The organism is Vibrio sp. Isolate30 (genome assembly GCF_022397975.1).
Lineage (GTDB): Bacteria > Pseudomonadota > Gammaproteobacteria > Enterobacterales > Vibrionaceae > Vibrio > Vibrio fortis.
Window position 1 is genome coordinate 1,195,679 of record NZ_JAKEUS010000001.1, and the last position, 15,693, is coordinate 1,211,371.

Here is a 15,693-nt window from a genome sequence, read left to right on the forward strand (position 1 = left end):
TATAAAAATTATAAATAATAAAGAGGATGTAATTACCAGTGATCTCGCTATGCCATTCAACGTCTTAAATCACGCTCGCCCTGTACTCATTGTCGATGATAGCTCCATGTATCGAACTGCTGCGAAAGGCATGTTGCAAAAACTTGGCTATCAATCAGATCAGCTCCACTTTGCACAAGATGCAGCCGAAGCCATTCAGCGCTGTAAAGCTAACCACTATGGTCTGATCTTCTTCGATTACAACTTGGGTGACAAAGCCAACGGGTTTCAACTCATTGATGAGCTGCAAACCAAAGGCTTACTAGCTGCCGATTGCGTGAATATCATAGTGACGGGCGACGCTACTGCAGAGGTCGTGCGAGGTTTTATGGAGCTTAATCCGGATGGTTACTTACTCAAGCCTTTAAACTACGACACACTAAAAGAGCGTCTGCCTGGCTTTGTGCGTAAGAAGCACGAACTCTCCGAGCCAATGATTGAGTTTAATAAAGGCAATTACGACAACGTGATTACAATGGTAGATGAAACTTTCTACCAAGATGACGATATCATCGTGCTTTCTCAGCGATTAAAAGCAGAAGCTCTGCTCGCTAAGGCTATGTATGACGATGCTCGCAATGTACTCATCAACCTGCAAGGCAGCGGTGAAAATGGAAAAGTCGTTCTTAACCTAGCCGAAATTGCGCTTAAACAGCGTCAATACAAGCAAGGTTTGTTTCTGCTTAAGCCTCTACAAAAAGACCCATTCCACGCTGCCGCTGCGGCTCAATTAAGTGCAGAATTAAACGTTGCTCAAATACAGTTCGAAGCAGCAAGAGAAGATATTGACCGCGCAATTGCTATCTCGCCTAAAGTGATAGAGCGCCATCGCATTCGTGTTCACCTAGATATGGCCATGTTCAATTTGTCTGGTGCCATTTCTAGTACCAAAACCATGCTCTTAGAGTCGCGTCACTCTTTCAGAGAATCCATAGAAATGTACCAACTCGGTGCACAACTCATTCTAGACCAAGCTCAGTTCTCGCCACGCGATAAACGATTGGCGCACTTGAGTTCATTAGGGAAATGGGCTGAAGGATGGCGCGCTAAATTTCCTCGATTAGTTTATAAACCGATGGAGTTGCTTCTGTTTGCCCGAGGCAATGTATTAAAAAGCGATACGATGAAGGCGCGTCAGCTATTGGCTGAATATCATGAATATCTCAAAGAGAATGAAGATCACACTCCTTCATTGATTGAAAGAATTGAGCTATCTCGAGTTCATCTATTGGTTGGCAATGTGAAAACCTATCAGCAGTTAAGCGAACAAATCAACATTGAGTTGAAGAGTGATCCGTTTACGACAATAGACAAAACTCTACTCGCTTACTTGTCGCAATGGCGAAGCAAAGTACAGCGTATGCGTGACGCCTCCTTCAAGTTAAAACGTGACGCCGTCACCCTAATCGAACAGAAGAGCTATGAAAAAGCCTCTACGCTCCTCACTCGTGCGCTCGACACTCAGTTTACCGATCACGAAGTTCCGCAGCTTTTATTTGGCGTTTTGACGCGTGCGTGGCCACATAATTGGAGCAAGAATGACGTCATACATCTTGCGATTCGATGCCGAGATCAATTGCACGACACCCCATTCATCAAAAGCAAAGAGTTTGTAGCGCAGAGCCGCGTGCTTGCACAGCAACTCGATTACAAGGACTTAGCTACACCAGCTACAGAAACGGCATAATGGATATATGTAACATACTCATCATTGAAGATGACGCTTTTCAGTGCAAAATTCTCAACACCATGCTCTCTTCAATGTCGAATGCCAAAGTGGTCACCGCGAGTAATGGCAAAGAGGGCCTAGCGGCAATCGAAAAACAGAAACCGGATGTTATCTTCTGCGATCTTTATATGCCAGAAATGGACGGTGTGGAGTTTGTACGTGTCATGTCAGAAATGGACATTCAAACCACGGTTGTCTTCACGAGTAGCGCAGCTAGCGATGTACAAGCGGCTGTGATTGAGATGTCTCGCTCATATGGGCTTAAAAAGGTCGCGAACCTAATCAAACCGCTTAAGCGAGAGCAAGTATCGCAACTTCTTGACTGGGTGGCGAAAGACACTCTGCCAACGCGCTCAAAGCAGCGCCCAACATTCAACATTAGTGAGAACGATCTCAAACTAGCGCTACGTGGCGATCAATTTGAACCCTATTACCAAGCGCACTTTGAGGCCAAAACAGGCAAATTGATTGGCGCTGAGGCCTTAATCCGCTGGAATCATCCACAATTCGGCCTACTGACACCGATTCATTTTCTCGATCAGCTATTTAGCATGGGACTGAGCTATCAACTGACTTGCCACATGCTAAGAAAATCCGTTGAAACTGCAATGACTTGGCACAATCGTGGTTGGCCACTCAATATATCCGTGAATGTCACACCTACGGACTTAGTGCAGCCCGATTTTGCAAATCGCATCCTTCAAATCGTTGATGAAGTTCGCTTTCCACCACACCGGTTAACACTAGAGGTGACAGAAACCGAGCTTGCGTCTGACTTAGCAAAATCACTTGAGAACACCAGTCGATTGCGAATTCGAGGCGTAAACATTTCGATTGATGATTTTGGTACCGGGCACTCATCGTTGAGCCAACTAATATCTAGCCCATTTACCGAGCTGAAGATTGATCAAACCTTTGTTAGCCAGATGATGGAAAACAACAAGCATTTAGCTGCCGTAAGGTGTGTCATTTCGTTAAGCAAAAGCTTAGATCTACGAGTGGTCGCTGAAGGCGTTGAAAACCAATCTCAAGCACGAAGATTGGCTCAGTTAGGCTGTGATGTCTTACAGGGATATTATCTAGCTAAGCCCAAAAGCAGCAATCACTTCGCCCAGTTTTGCTCGAAGCACTTTAGTAAAGCGCGACACATTCAGACTGACCAAGCCGTCACCTAGAAAGGAAAAGAAGGTAACGCATCACAAAATTCATCACCAAGCCTGATTGATGGGACAGACAAGCAACATATATCACCTTGTCGTATGTACCGTGATGAACAGTCAGGCTAGACTGAATACATTCATTCCGTTTACACCGTTTATTTAGAGTACTGATTTGAAACACTTCCCTCTACAGATCGACTGGCCCTGCTCCTTGAGTGATTCTTTAAAACAAGCACTACTTTCTAGCGCAACCATCATGAGCGGCTTGAATGAATACAGCCAATATTCACGAACTAATGAAGGCGGTGTTTACTATGTCAGCCAAGGGATTCTATCGATCAGTTTTACATCGGAAAATACCAACTCGATGAACGCGACACTGGTTAGCAGTAATACTTGGATGGGTGGAGGCATCATGAACAGCGGTCTGCTACTCAAGGCTACCATTGATGAGATTTATCCAACGATAATTATCTGCTTCCCAAAAGAAAAGATCGATCGCCTGGCAGCGACCAATGATGAAGTCTATAAATGGCTATACCACTGTACGTTAGACGTTCAGAAATGTTGGCTACATGCACAGCTTTGCTCGTTGTATGATAGAGAGTGCCGCATCGTCTTTTCCTTACTCGATATCTCTAAGCGTCTGCCATCGGTGAAAGGGAGCTTATTGAAAATTGATATCTCTCAGAAGCAGCTAAGTCAAATCACGGGGATCTCTCGCCCTAGGCTTAACGAAGTGCTTAAACAGTTGGAAGCCGTCGGAGAGATCAGCTTAGAACGTGGCAGTATTCACCTTATCGACATACCAGCCCTCTCTTTACGTACCCACAAACTTGATAATGCCTTTAAAAGTTTAGCTTAGTTGCTTCCCCCTATCAGTGGCTAACCCTTCACTTTATCGTTGAGGCTTTTTCGATACTGACTCGGTGACAGGCCAAAGTGCTTTTTAAAGCGATGTGAGAAGTTATACGGGTCTTTGTAGCCCAATCGATGAGAGATCATCGTGATTGACCACTCTCGATACTTCAATAGACTTGCCGCTTTTTCCATTCTGAGTTGGATGAGCTTACTACGCGGTGACATGTGAAATAGTGCTTTGGTCACCCTATTGAGTTGCTCTTCGCTCACAAAGACTTGTTCAGCCATACCCGCTACGGTCCAAGGCAGATGCAAACTGCTTTCGATTTCATTGTAGAGAGCTTGAACTCGCGCCGTTGTGCTGGTGGACTTGGGTTCAAATCCGGTCAACATTCTCACAATTTCACTGACCATTAGTTTTCTGTAACTTGCTCGTCCGCCGATCTCGAAATAAATCAAGTTCATTACTGACCAGATCTGTTCACACTCACTGAACGGAACAATCGACGGACCTAAATCCGCGATGTGTTGCCACTGTTCGGTATCTGGCAACAGCATCCAAGCCATTTTCCAGTAGTTTTGTTGCGGGTCTAGCTCAAATCTAAATGCACTGCCGGCAGGAAGAACAACCAAAGTATAGGGAGAGATCTCTTGAACGTAATCAGACGTCGTTAAGATACCTCCTCCTTCCTGAGTAAAGATCAAGGTATGCACATTCACTCGTTCTCGTTCAACCCAGTATTGATCGTATAGCTTCGCCATTCCCCCCATGAATACGCCACTGCGTTTCATTTCGGGGATATCTTCAACGGTCAAAAATCGCTCTTTACAGGTTTCCGCAAGAAACACATCATCTTGCCAAACAGTTTTAGGCTTCATTTTATCAATGACGGATTTGCACAGGTTTTGTTGTTTTTTGAACATGTTTTTATTTCTCTCAAATCACTATAGTTCTGCCATCAATTGGAGAGCCTATGACCACAAACATTAACCCTAACTCAAATATCAACCACAAGCCAGAGCACCTTTTATCTCGTATAATCAAGCTCGGTTTGCCTGTCGCCTTACAAAGCGCCTTGGTTGCAATACTTGCTCTAGCCGACGTGCTAATGGTGAGTGATTTTGGTATGGAAGCCGCTGCCGCTGTGGGAATCGCATCAAAATGGCATTTTGTCGCTATTATGATTATGGCAGGTTTAGCGTCAGCAAACGGTACGCTAGTTGCTCAATATTGGGGCAAAGATGACCGTAAGAGCGCACGTACAGTGACATCTATTGCGATGACATTTGGTCTTAAAGTGTTGCTGCCTGTGACGCTCATTATCACCTTAGGTGCCAAGTTACTCATGACGTTGCAAACCAGCGATCAATCGGTGATCGACTTGGGCGCGACCTATCTTTGGTATGGGTTCCCTGTCCTTTTGCTGACTCACATCGTGATTGTGACAGAAGCAAGTATGCGCTCATCCGGTGACACAGTGACGCCATTAATTCTTGGTGCAGTTACAATCGCTTTAAACATCGCGTTAAACTTCGTTCTGATTCAAGGTGCGTTTGGCTTACCAGCAATGGGCGTTGCGGGTGCAGCTTTGGCAACAACGTTAGCGCGTTTAATTCAAGTAGGCATGATGTACGCATACATGAGATACAAACAGCATTGGCTACTAACAACAGAAAGCTCTATGCATCGCCCATCATTGTGGCTCTCATATCGACGCTTGGCATTGCCATTAACGCTTAATGCGGTTCTTTGGGCGGTAGGTACAATGGCGTATCAAATGATCTTTGGTCATATGGGAACAACAGAGCTCGCGGTTTTCTCAATGCTCGCGCCATTTGAGTCACTTTGTTACTCGGTGTTCTTCGGTATATCGGTCGCGTGCTCGGTGCTGCTTGGCCATTCACTTGGTCGTGACGAATTCGACCAAGCGATGCGCATGGGACTGACCTTCATTAAAGCTGTAATCAGTTTTGGTGTGCTCGTAGGAGCAGGTTTGTTCATGGGTAAGGAACATGTTCTTTCTTGGTTAAACCTAGACGAAGCTTCGCTATACCCTCTAGCATCGCCAGCAATCACGATCATGTGTTTTGCTGTGGTCATTCGTATGCTGAACATGGTGATCATCAACGGTATTATTCGCGCGGGTGGAGACAATCCTTTCTGTTTACGAATGGACTTTATTGCGATGTGGATGGTTGGTATTCCAGTCTGCTTTTACGGTGCGTTCATTGCAGGTTGGGACTTCAAGTACATTTACGGTTTGATGCTGGTAGAAGAAATCGTGAAACTCGCGATCTGTTCACATCGTTACATGAGCCGCCGCTGGATCAACAACCTGACTATCACGACAGAAGAGCCACAAGCAGCTTAATGTGATTCGAACAAGATAAGCGAAAACAAAACGCTAGCACCAACATTAAGGGCCTGATTATCAGGCCCTTTATTATTTGTTCTTGCTCATTCTGATATGACGATTAGATGCATTGGCTTCTGGTTTAACCGGAGCAACACGCTTTTCGTGCAACAAATGGCGGATTGCCAATATCGGGTGCTTTAACAACATACGCGGACCAGAGTAACGCATTACTAATCGCATCTGCTCTTTTGGTTCAGGCTTATAGCAGTGTATTGGGCATTTATTGCAGGTTGGTTTCGCTTCTCCATAAGGGCACCGGTCAAGGCGTGTCTCTGCATATTCAAGCAGCTCGGTACATTCCTGACACAAGCCCTTGGTTTTATGATGATCTTTACAGAAGATCTCGACCATGGCGACGACCGTTTTGAACTCCGTTGCCAGCCCACCTTTTAGAATATCTTTGCTTTGGTACATGAACTCTCACTTGCCAATCACTGAGCGACAAAGCCACACTCCACTGTGTCGAGAAACAAACAGATCTATTTCTCACTCATGTCCCTATCTCATTGCGTTAAATCGCCACTCAAGCATTGAGTTATTTATCTAAAATGATTATCCTCCAACGCCTTAACAAATTACAAGGTTATGCAGCCATGAATCGCAAGAAAAAGATCAACGATATTTTAAAAAAGAAACAGAAGAAGGCTAACGCTAAGCTGCATAAGAGCAACAAACCGCGCTACATCTCAAAAGCTGAGCGTGCGAAAATGGAAGAAGAAGAGAAAGCACAGCAAGCTGCTGCAGCTGCGGAAGAAAACACGACGGCTTCTGATGTAAACAGCGATAGCGAAACAGTCTCAGAGTAAAACTGAGATAGTGTCTCGAATCATAAATATGAAAAAGCAGCCCTCATGGCTGCTTTTTTGTTTGTGCTTGCGCTCGTGTAGCGTGCGCGATTTTTAGATTTAGCTTTTGAGCGGCTTTAACTCCCAACGTTTTAATGGCGCGTTTGAGTCAATCCCTGCTCTGCCCCAACGATCCAGAGAATCCACCACTAAAATGCGCTCTACTGGTACCAGAGACTTAAGTAGCGCTGTTGGTTTTCTTGAAGTCACTAGCCACAAAGACTCATCATCTTCAAACAGAGTTTTAAGCGCTTGCTTGTCTTGCTCTGACCATTCAAGCTCAGCTTTAAACTGTCTCTCTTCTACGAACAGCTGACTACCAGAAACAAAGTCTTCTAGGCTTTCAGTCAGCAAAACCACAGAATCCACTTCATTATCCAGCAATACCGCTTGTTGCTGATTAATCAGCTCTCGTACTTCCAACATGATACGTTGCAAATTACCATCTATTTTGTCTGCACGTTGCGGCCAAAGCTTTTTAAAATCATCAGCAACGATCGCCGCCATTCGCGTTAAGTTTGTTGGGTTCAACCACGCGTACTTAGATACTTGTCCATTAGACAACGTAAGCGCAGCGACACCTTGAGCACGAGGTGTGATCGCTTGGGCAGCGTCTACTTCCACCAAACGGATGTTAGCTTGTCTTGCATGCACAAACGTCGGATCTTCTGGCCACACAGAGCTCAACGTCACCACCACGGTTGCGTCAGGTCCGGATTTCATCACTTTCGTTTGGCCTTTAGTCGAAAACCAATTTGGTAGTCGCTCGATACCATAACGCTTAGGTGGAAGGTACTCGGTTGTTAGATCGGTTCCTTTTGTCAGTTCCGTCGCCAGTGCATAGGTCACTGGCGTACTTACCAGAATGTCCTTAGCGTAACTTGCTGCAGAGAAGAGGCTAATAGCGACTAAACTAGACACTAAACCTGCGTTCTTTAAAGTTCGATTAATCATTATGCTTTTCTCACTATTCGATACAGTGTCGCCATCAAGAAGAAACTCGCAGACACAATGATGATGGAAGCCCCAGAAGGCACCGGCAGTTTAAGTTCCATAGGTAATATGGTTCCAATTAGACACGCGATCGTCGCTAGCAATGCTGATAGCAGAACAAAGCTGCCCATACGTTTAGTAAGCAAACGCGCAGTTGCACCTGGGATCAGCAACAAGGCACCCACTAATACGGCACCGACAATTTTTACAGCCGCAATGGTCACCAACGTAATCATCATGACAAACAAATAGTCATAGAAACTGGTGTTGTAGCCACGTACTTTCGCAATATCTGGGCTAATGCATGTCAGCAGAATACGATTAAAGGTTGGGATAAGGAGTATGATAATTAATGCGCAACTTGCCGCTAAGATCGCTAAATCACGATCAGTCACAGTTAAGATCGATCCAAACAGTACATTCTCTAACATGTGGATATTGATCTTACGTGCGACGTACATCAGAAGCGCCGCGCCCACTGCTAGTGCCAGAGCAAGAAATACACCCACTAACGTATCGTAGGGAACGTTGGTTCGATTGCGCACAAAATGTAACAGCAATGCGAAGATCATGCAGAAGCTGAACAAGCCAATAAACGGATTTTCAGGTGGCTCGCCAAGTAAAACCCCGATAGCGATTCCCGTTAATGCCGCGTGACCCACCGCCTCAGAGAAAAATGCCAAGCGCTTGGCAATGACTAAAGTCCCTAAGCCGCCAAGTAGAGGCCCCAGTAACAAAGCCGCTACTAGCGCGTTCACCATGAAGGCATACATAAAGCTCTCAGATAGCAGCCCCGCTTCTACGCCGGATACCGCTAATTCACGTAACCAATCCATTACGCTACCTCCGACTGTTTAGTGTTGTTTGCACCACTGCTGTAGTGCTGGAACAAGCTTTCAATCTTGTTAGGGTGCAACACCTCTTGATGCGCGCCACTATCAACTAAGCAGCGATTAACCACATGAACGTTCGCTTGTAGTCTGCGAACCGCAGTCACATCGTGGTGAACCGCAAGAATTGTTCTCCCTTCATCTACACATTCGCGAATCAGTGATTCCAAGTAACGAACGCCTTGTTCATCCATACCTGTGGTAGGTTCATCCAATACCAGTAGGCTTGGGTTATCCAATAACGCTTGAGCGAACAGAACACGCTGTTGTTCTCCACCCGATAGCTGCCCCATTCGACGGTCACTGCGCGTGGCCATTCCAACGCGATCCAATTGCGCTAGTGCCGTTTTAAGTTGTTTGGATTTACGACGCCAAAACAAAGGTGTTCGGCTTTGGTTAAGCAGAACAAAGTCCATTACCGTTAGAGGAAGACTGGCTTCGAAAGCCGCTTTCTGGGGCACATAACCAATGCTCGGCTTCTCTGGCCAATGGATATCAATATCACCACTAAATGGTGTTAAACCTAGAACAGAGCGTAGTAAAGAAGTTTTACCGCCACCGTTTGGCCCCATGATCACATGACATTCACCTGCACCCAGTTCGAGTGAGATATCTTCGAGAATGACATTGTTATCGTACTCAAGCCCAAGTCGATTGATTGAAATTGAAGGGCCCTGCATTATGCATTCCCTTTTTGTGTTTGATTTTTCGCTGCAAATTTCATCGCTTCGATCAAAGTTTCTAAGTTCTGTTTCATTTCGATTTCGACTTTGTCATCTTCATACTCGCCATGAGTCATGTGTGAGAAGCGGTACAGCTGAACACCGGTTTCGGCTTCGATAGTATCGACAAAGCGGTTCGGCATATTCAGTTCGTAGAAAAGTACATCGATGCCTGATTGACGGATCTTCTCAATGGTTTCTTGAAGTTGGCTAGCGCTTGGCTCTACCCCGTGTGCTGGCTCAATCACCGCTGCAACATCGACGCCAAACTCTTGCAAGATGTAACCATAAGCATTGTGGGTTGTTGCTACTTTCATTCCAGACGTATCTAGTTCACCTAATGAGATCATCGCGTCACGCTTCATATAGCGAAACTGCTTCGCGTATTTACGAGCATTCTTGCGATAAAACTTGGCATTTTCCGGATCAAGCTTGGAGAGTTCACTCGCGATGGTGTAAACCTTTTGAATGGTTGTAGAAAGCCCAACGAAAGTGTGAGGATTCACAGCGCCTTGGCCTACTGATTGACCAAGAGCTGGCAATAACGGCACCTCTTTGTTCGCTTCTATTACCACTAAGTCGTTACGTTGTGACGCAGAAATTACCTTAAGAGCAAAGTCGTCGTGACCAATACCATTCACGACAATCGCATCCATTTGGCTTAGGCGTTTGAGATCATTGGGTTGCGGTAGATAGTTGTGAGGGTTAAAACCGGCATCGACCAAAGGAAGGATATTGACCTTGTCGCCGACTACCGCTTTTACGTAACTGTAGTAAGGTTGAAGCGTAATTCCGACCGTCAGCTTATTTTCATCAATTTTGTAGTCTGCCGCGTGAGCAAACATAGAGCTTAAAGACGCCCAAAGTAGGACAAACAGTGTAATAATTCGCATGCGCTCTCTCATATTTTAATGTGCACCATCTTTGTGGTGTTGATTTGCTATCACTTCAGACTCTGTCACTACTTGTTTCCAACCAGCGGTGGCCAATGATTCAACATCAAACTCAGTAGGGGCTGAAACTTTACCGTGTAAGTTGACCCAAATTTCTGGCGATATGGCATTGGCATTCATTAAGAAAGAGTCCGCAAAGCCCTTTTGCTCCGGAGCAGAAAAATAGTATCCAGATTCAAGAAGTATCCAGTTATGCTCACCTTTCCTTTTCCAGCTCTGATCTTGTGTAAAAGGAGCTATCCACTCTTCTTGAAGAAACTCAATATTTGGCCATTGCTCATCATTATCTAAATAAAGATCTCTGATCTCTTCATGTGCAAGCCTAAGTTCGGCGAGCATCGCGAGGTTTTCTTGTTCTACATCGGTAACAAGAATTTGGTGTTCAAATGCCGTCGTAACGTGCACTTCCGCTTGATGGTAAGGAATAGCTAGTGCCGCAAAGCCCAAGATAGTGGCAATGATAAGCGCTACCCATTTACCTTCCCTGCCACCAGTATCGGCTCTAATAGACTGAATGATCATTTCTCGTTGATCTCGACAACATCGACTTCAACAGGGAACTCATGACCTGAATCGAACACAATGTAAAAATCTGATTGTGGTTTTTTAAACTCAGCGATTGAACGCTTATCTGTCATCACTTTAGCGATCAGATTGTCTTCATAATCAAACATTTCTACTGAGTAATCGATCGCCTTGCTACCGTCAGAGTAACCGGCTTCGCACGCCACCATTTCGCTCTCAAACCAGCAGTTCATCAATGGAAAATGGGCTTGTACTGGTAACGCAGCAGCAGCCACAATCAGAGCCAAACATGGCTTAGCTAAACCGTTCAATTTTGTTTTTATTCTCATAACTCACTACCTAGCAAGGAAAACCCAGTGTCTTAACTGAGCGACAAAGGGCTCAAGTGAGCCCTAAATTAAAATCTGTGTTCTATATAACGATTATTGAAGCAGCGCTTCGAATGTTAGGTGGACATTTGAGCTTGCTTTGTCCGCTAATGGATTGTCTTTCAGCTCACCTTTGTAGTTCGCTTTCATTACGTAACGACCCGCTACATCTGGTGTAAATGTGATTTCGCCATTTTCGTCGCTCACCACATCAATCTGCTCTTGGTGGTTGCGATAAAGTGTACCTTCACGTGTAATTTCCGCAGTTACGCCTTGCTGAATCTCTCCGTTGTAAAAGAATTGGAAAGTTACTGGTTCGCCTTCGATGATATCTGCAGGGTGAGTAATTGGTTTCATCTCTAGCAGCTTGCCTTCAATCTCGAACGCTTTGTCAGTTGGCTTACCAACAGTAATGTAGCTTTCAGCACGGGTGTAGCTGATTTGCGTTACTACGTCACGCGCCTTTTCAGGAAGCAATGAATCACGCTCGGCTTTGTTTGCGCGCATCCATTTAACCGTATCGCGACGACCTGCTTTATATTGCGTGTAATAAGACGGTACGTTATTAACCGCTACTTTATGTGTGCCTTCTTCCTCAAAGTAAAAGTCGAAGATTGAACGACGCTTACCACGAATAACAAAATTAGGACGCTCTTTACGTCCATCTGGCATGGTTACTTGTGCACTTTCACTACCAGCAGGCTTATCGAATACAAATGTGCCGTGAGATGCAGTCACATCAAAAGTTAGCCAATCACCGCCCTCTTTAGAAACCGTAAAATGAGAAGGAAGGATCCAGCGTGGGTGTGCTTGAGCAGTTGTGGTAGCAGCAAGACCGAATGCCATTACGCCAGCGAGTGCTAACGCTTTGATCTTTGTTTGTTTCATCATGAATAAGTCCATTCTTTCTGTATAAATCGTTTGTATATCCGAGTGTTAAATCTAATTAACGGTGTACTTAATTAACCAGGTAATCGAGAGTAATTACGCCCGTTTCTTCGGTAGGCGTTAATTGGTAGCTCGCGTTTTCGTTACCCAATGTCACTTTTTGACGGAGGTAGTTACGTCCACCATGCTCACGAACCACTTCGATGTGAATCGTGTACTCGCCTTGCTCTAACCTTTCACCATTGTCGCTTGTACCGTCCCAAACAAAACGATACTGACCAGCAGGGCGCGTTGCTGACGTCACCGCATCAACTAACTCACGATCGTAACGGCCTACTTTTCGCCACCAGCTACGAAGGTCTTTTAGCCATTCATCTTTACCAACCCATAGTTCGATGGTCTTGACCGATTTACGAGAACTATCCTCTACCCAGACCGCAACGTAAGGTCTTGCGTACATAGTGGTATCGATTTTTGGCAACTCGAACTGAACATCTAGTTTGGCGGCGTCAGGTAGCGACTCGGCCATGCTGAAAGTTGGAATAAGAGAAAGCGCAATAAGAGCTTTGCTCAAGGTGATTTTTTTCATTATTTAACCTTAAAAAGTCCGTTTAACTTGTTCGTGGCACTACGAAATAACACTACGGAACAGCAACAAAATAGATAAACCAAGACAAGATAGATCCAAACAGCATCCACTTAATCGATGTATTGAGCGTCTTCTTTTTGGGAAGTAATAAACACACACCGGTGATAACAAAGAAGATCATTAGAAGTGCTGTGATATCGATAAACCACTTCCATACCTCACCGCTGTTACGCCCTTTGTGAAGATCATTGAGTAAGGCGATGATGCCGTAATCTGTGGTTTCGACTTCAACGGTCGCCATCACTAAGTCAGCAAACACTGAAGCGTTGTAGCCAGGGCCTTTGAAGTCCATAGAGACTTCACCCACGACCAACTCACCATCTTCAATTTCTGCATAGACGTCTAATCCAGAAGGAGTTCCAGACACGCCAGCTTGTTCAACTAAAAATGTCTGGAAGGCAGAAGTATTGGGTTCAAGTCGATCGTTTTGAATAGAAAACAGATGGCTTGGTAAGGTCAGATTGTGAGTTTGAATGTTTGGCTTGGAGGCTTCAAAAAGCTCAGGCCTATTGAGCGTGATACCTGTGACAGAAAAAAACAAAACAACCAATAACAATGCCATTGAGATATACACATGAAGGCGGCGAGCCCACATTTGAACCGCCCTACTTTTTAACCACATACCAAACTTACCTATAATATTTATGGGCGACAATTTAGTTGATAATCATTCTTATTGGCATTCAATTTACATTGTTTACGTTTGTAAGTGTTTTAATGCGTGAGTTGAGTAAATTTGAGACGGAAAGTGACAAAAAAACGCCACCAACCGAAGTTGATGGCGCTTAATCGAAAATAAAAAAGTTACACTATGAAGTGTTACCGCTAGATAGTGATATCGTTAGGCAGCATCGTTACTGCTCACTCTACGAAGCTGAGACAAGTACTTAATCCAGCCTTTAGCCGTTGTCGAGGACTCCAAATTCTCAGCTCTTTTAGCATGAATCAGAGCTTTTTCGAGGTCTTTAAGCTTGTACCAAGAACGAACTTTAGCCAGTGCCACATCTGCTTGTTTGTCCTTCTCTTTAACCTTATCTAATTCCACTAGTGCTTTGCTGTAATAGCCTTGTTGAACCATAAGTTGAGCTACGTTCCAGTGGTATTTGGGCTTCTGTTTCGCCGCTAGAGTCCAGATCTCGATAGCTTGATCCCATTCACGAGCTAACTGCCAATACGTCGCTTGCTCAGCCAACAATTGCGGATCGGTAGTAGCATTGCTTAATTTACTGATCTCTTTTGCTGCACGTTCTGGGATACCACGTTTAGCATAGAGTTGTGCCATTAAACGTCGATCAGCGTCCGTGATTTCTACACCTTGCAGCTCGGCAAGCGCTAATGTGTTGAGCGCGTCACGACTGCGCTCAAGAGTAAGTTGGATACTTGCCAATTGACGCCATCGGTTAGCTTTGTCTGGTTGAAGAATAATTAAGCTTTCTAGTGTTGGGATAGACTGCTTCCACTGTTTCAGCTGATATTGAGCGCCAAATTTAAGTGATAAAGGCGTAAGCTCTGGTTTTTTATTAAGCTGCTCGTATTCAGTAATTGCGGGGAGCACTTTATTCCAGTTCTGAAGTTGATATTCCGCTTGCGCAATACGCAACCAAAGTTGGTCTTTCTTTTCAGTCTCAGGCGCTGTTTTCACTAACTCGTAGTAATGAGGTAGCGCTTTACTGTACTCTTGCTCATTCAACAACAAATTAGCCAACATTTGCTGCGCAATCCAAGGTTGATCATCTAAGAGGAGCCCTGAATCAACAGCATATGTTAACTGTTTGATTGCTGACAATGTATTTCCATCCTGCCAATAATAAACACCTAGCCGATAAGATACATAAGCTTTGTCGTATTCTCTCGCAGTTTCGATTCTAACCAGAGTATCAATAGCCTCTTTAATCTTCTCGTCCTGTACTAACTGACTAGCCTTTTGCACTCGTATCGCGGTGTATTGACTAAGCTCTTTGGCTTCTAAGATAAAAGGCATCAATATCAGCCCTGCTAACATCCATACTTTTTTCATCATTTATCCATTTTAAACTCAATTTTAACCGTTTGCCCGACTTGAGCCACAGCTTTACCGTTAACTATCTTCGGCTGGTACTTCCACTTTTTTAGCGCACGCATCGCTGACCGTTCAAACATCCGCCTAGGCTCAGCTCCAATCACTTGAATGTTCGTTGGTCGCCCAGTTTCATCGATAGTAAAACTCAATGAAACAAAACCTTCAGCACCACGCTTGCGTGCCTTAACTGGATATCGCGGTTCCACACGATACAAAGGCATGACTTGTTGGTTAGAAGCTATATCGGAAAACTTAGGCGCATTGATCGCGATCCCATCGATTGATGTGTTTAAGTCCAAGGCAGGTAGCGAAGACATAGTATTCAAAGGCGTTACATCAGCTTGCGATTGCGATGCTTGAGCTTCAGGTGGAGGCTCAGGCATCTCGGGCTGCTCAGGAACCGCGCGCTGTCTTCTTTGAACTTCTTGTTCCTGCTCCATCATCACCATGTTAAAGGTTAGACTTTCACTTTTATCTGGCGCACGTTGGTGGCCATTGTCCACCATCCAAGCCATAAATGAGAAAAGAGTTAGACCTAAACCACTAGCGATCGGTAGAGCGAGAAATAAGCGAATCATCGGCGAACTCTCCTACG

At 44.8% G+C, this 15,693-nt stretch carries 18 protein-coding genes; 5 read left to right on the top strand and 13 right to left on the bottom strand.

Translation table 11 applies throughout. The features are described from left to right. The first annotated feature begins 49 nt into the window (after positions 1–49). The 3 genes from L1D60_RS05195 to L1D60_RS05205 all read left to right on the top strand — a co-directional run bounded on the left by L1D60_RS05195 (position 50) and on the right by L1D60_RS05205 (position 3,793). Positions 50–1,726, top strand: a complete 1,677-nt coding sequence (locus L1D60_RS05195; RefSeq protein WP_239840044.1) for a response regulator — start codon at positions 50–52, stop codon at positions 1,724–1,726. Then, entirely contained in the window at positions 1,726–2,943 is a 1,218-nt protein-coding gene (locus L1D60_RS05200) for an EAL domain-containing response regulator (RefSeq protein ID WP_239840045.1), read from the top strand. The genes L1D60_RS05195 and L1D60_RS05200 overlap by 1 nt, the downstream gene beginning before the upstream one ends. Positions 2,944–3,139: 196 nt before the next feature. Beyond that, positions 3,140–3,793: a Crp/Fnr family transcriptional regulator gene (locus tag L1D60_RS05205; protein ID WP_239840046.1), complete on the top strand. Its 654-nt coding sequence runs from the start codon at positions 3,140–3,142 to the stop codon at positions 3,791–3,793. A 20-nt stretch (positions 3,794–3,813) separates the two neighbouring features. Here L1D60_RS05205 and L1D60_RS05210 read toward each other — a convergent pair whose 3' ends face one another. Beyond that, positions 3,814–4,713 (bottom strand): AraC family transcriptional regulator, encoded by a 900-nt coding sequence (locus tag L1D60_RS05210; protein ID WP_239840047.1) that lies wholly within the window; start codon positions 4,711–4,713, stop codon positions 3,814–3,816. A gap of 50 nt (positions 4,714–4,763) precedes the next feature. Between L1D60_RS05210 and L1D60_RS05215 the strand changes: the two genes are divergently transcribed. Continuing rightward, complete coding sequence (locus L1D60_RS05215; RefSeq protein WP_239840048.1) at positions 4,764–6,161, top strand: MATE family efflux transporter; 1,398 nt, start codon at positions 4,764–4,766, stop codon at positions 6,159–6,161. Positions 6,162–6,233: 72 nt separating this feature from the next. Here the strand turns inward: L1D60_RS05215 and L1D60_RS05220 are convergent, their stop codons facing one another. Continuing rightward, on the bottom strand, positions 6,234–6,620 hold the full coding sequence (locus tag L1D60_RS05220) for a nitrous oxide-stimulated promoter family protein (protein WP_239840049.1): 387 nt from the start codon (positions 6,618–6,620) through the stop codon (positions 6,234–6,236). 179 nt (positions 6,621–6,799) lie between these two features. Here L1D60_RS05220 and L1D60_RS05225 point away from each other — a divergent pair, with 179 nt between their 5' ends. Continuing rightward, complete coding sequence (locus L1D60_RS05225) at positions 6,800–7,012, top strand: DUF2986 domain-containing protein (RefSeq protein ID WP_239840050.1); 213 nt, start codon at positions 6,800–6,802, stop codon at positions 7,010–7,012. A gap of 99 nt (positions 7,013–7,111) precedes the next feature. Here L1D60_RS05225 and L1D60_RS05230 read toward each other — a convergent pair whose 3' ends face one another. The 11 genes from L1D60_RS05230 to L1D60_RS05280 all read right to left on the bottom strand — a co-directional run bounded on the left by L1D60_RS05230 (position 7,112) and on the right by L1D60_RS05280 (position 15,676). After that, the gene (locus L1D60_RS05230) at positions 7,112–8,005 is read right to left on the bottom strand and encodes an ABC transporter substrate-binding protein (protein WP_239840051.1); all 894 of its coding nucleotides are present in this window, start codon (positions 8,003–8,005) and stop codon (positions 7,112–7,114) included. Continuing rightward, the gene (locus tag L1D60_RS05235) at positions 8,005–8,880 is read right to left on the bottom strand and encodes a metal ABC transporter permease (protein WP_239840052.1); all 876 of its coding nucleotides are present in this window, start codon (positions 8,878–8,880) and stop codon (positions 8,005–8,007) included. The genes L1D60_RS05230 and L1D60_RS05235 overlap by 1 nt, the downstream gene beginning before the upstream one ends. Continuing rightward, positions 8,880–9,614, bottom strand: a complete 735-nt coding sequence (locus tag L1D60_RS05240) for a metal ABC transporter ATP-binding protein (RefSeq protein WP_239840053.1) — start codon at positions 9,612–9,614, stop codon at positions 8,880–8,882. Before L1D60_RS05240 ends, L1D60_RS05235 begins: the two co-directional genes overlap by 1 nt. After that, positions 9,614–10,549 carry a zinc ABC transporter substrate-binding protein gene (locus tag L1D60_RS05245; protein WP_239840054.1) on the bottom strand — a complete coding sequence of 312 codons (936 nt, stop codon included), beginning with the start codon at positions 10,547–10,549 and terminating at the stop codon, positions 9,614–9,616. The genes L1D60_RS05240 and L1D60_RS05245 overlap by 1 nt, the downstream gene beginning before the upstream one ends. Positions 10,550–10,564: 15 nt before the next feature. Then, positions 10,565–11,131 carry a hypothetical protein gene (locus L1D60_RS05250; protein WP_239840055.1) on the bottom strand — a complete coding sequence of 189 codons (567 nt, stop codon included), beginning with the start codon at positions 11,129–11,131 and terminating at the stop codon, positions 10,565–10,567. Next, positions 11,128–11,463, bottom strand: a complete 336-nt coding sequence (locus L1D60_RS05255; RefSeq protein WP_239840056.1) for a hypothetical protein — start codon at positions 11,461–11,463, stop codon at positions 11,128–11,130. The genes L1D60_RS05250 and L1D60_RS05255 overlap by 4 nt, the downstream gene beginning before the upstream one ends. Before the next feature lie 93 nt (positions 11,464–11,556). Next, complete coding sequence (locus L1D60_RS05260; RefSeq protein ID WP_239840057.1) at positions 11,557–12,393, bottom strand: DUF4198 domain-containing protein; 837 nt, start codon at positions 12,391–12,393, stop codon at positions 11,557–11,559. Between the two features lie 67 nt (positions 12,394–12,460). After that, the gene (locus L1D60_RS05265) at positions 12,461–12,979 is read right to left on the bottom strand and encodes a DUF2271 domain-containing protein (RefSeq protein ID WP_239840058.1); all 519 of its coding nucleotides are present in this window, start codon (positions 12,977–12,979) and stop codon (positions 12,461–12,463) included. 52 nt (positions 12,980–13,031) lie between these two features. Continuing rightward, the gene (locus tag L1D60_RS05270) at positions 13,032–13,661 is read right to left on the bottom strand and encodes a PepSY-associated TM helix domain-containing protein (protein WP_239840059.1); all 630 of its coding nucleotides are present in this window, start codon (positions 13,659–13,661) and stop codon (positions 13,032–13,034) included. Positions 13,662–13,880: 219 nt separating this feature from the next. Next, positions 13,881–15,059: a hypothetical protein gene (locus tag L1D60_RS05275; protein WP_239840060.1), complete on the bottom strand. Its 1,179-nt coding sequence runs from the start codon at positions 15,057–15,059 to the stop codon at positions 13,881–13,883. Continuing rightward, positions 15,056–15,676: an energy transducer TonB gene (locus L1D60_RS05280; protein ID WP_239840061.1), complete on the bottom strand. Its 621-nt coding sequence runs from the start codon at positions 15,674–15,676 to the stop codon at positions 15,056–15,058. The genes L1D60_RS05275 and L1D60_RS05280 overlap by 4 nt, the downstream gene beginning before the upstream one ends. Between the last annotated feature and the right edge of the window lie 17 nt (positions 15,677–15,693).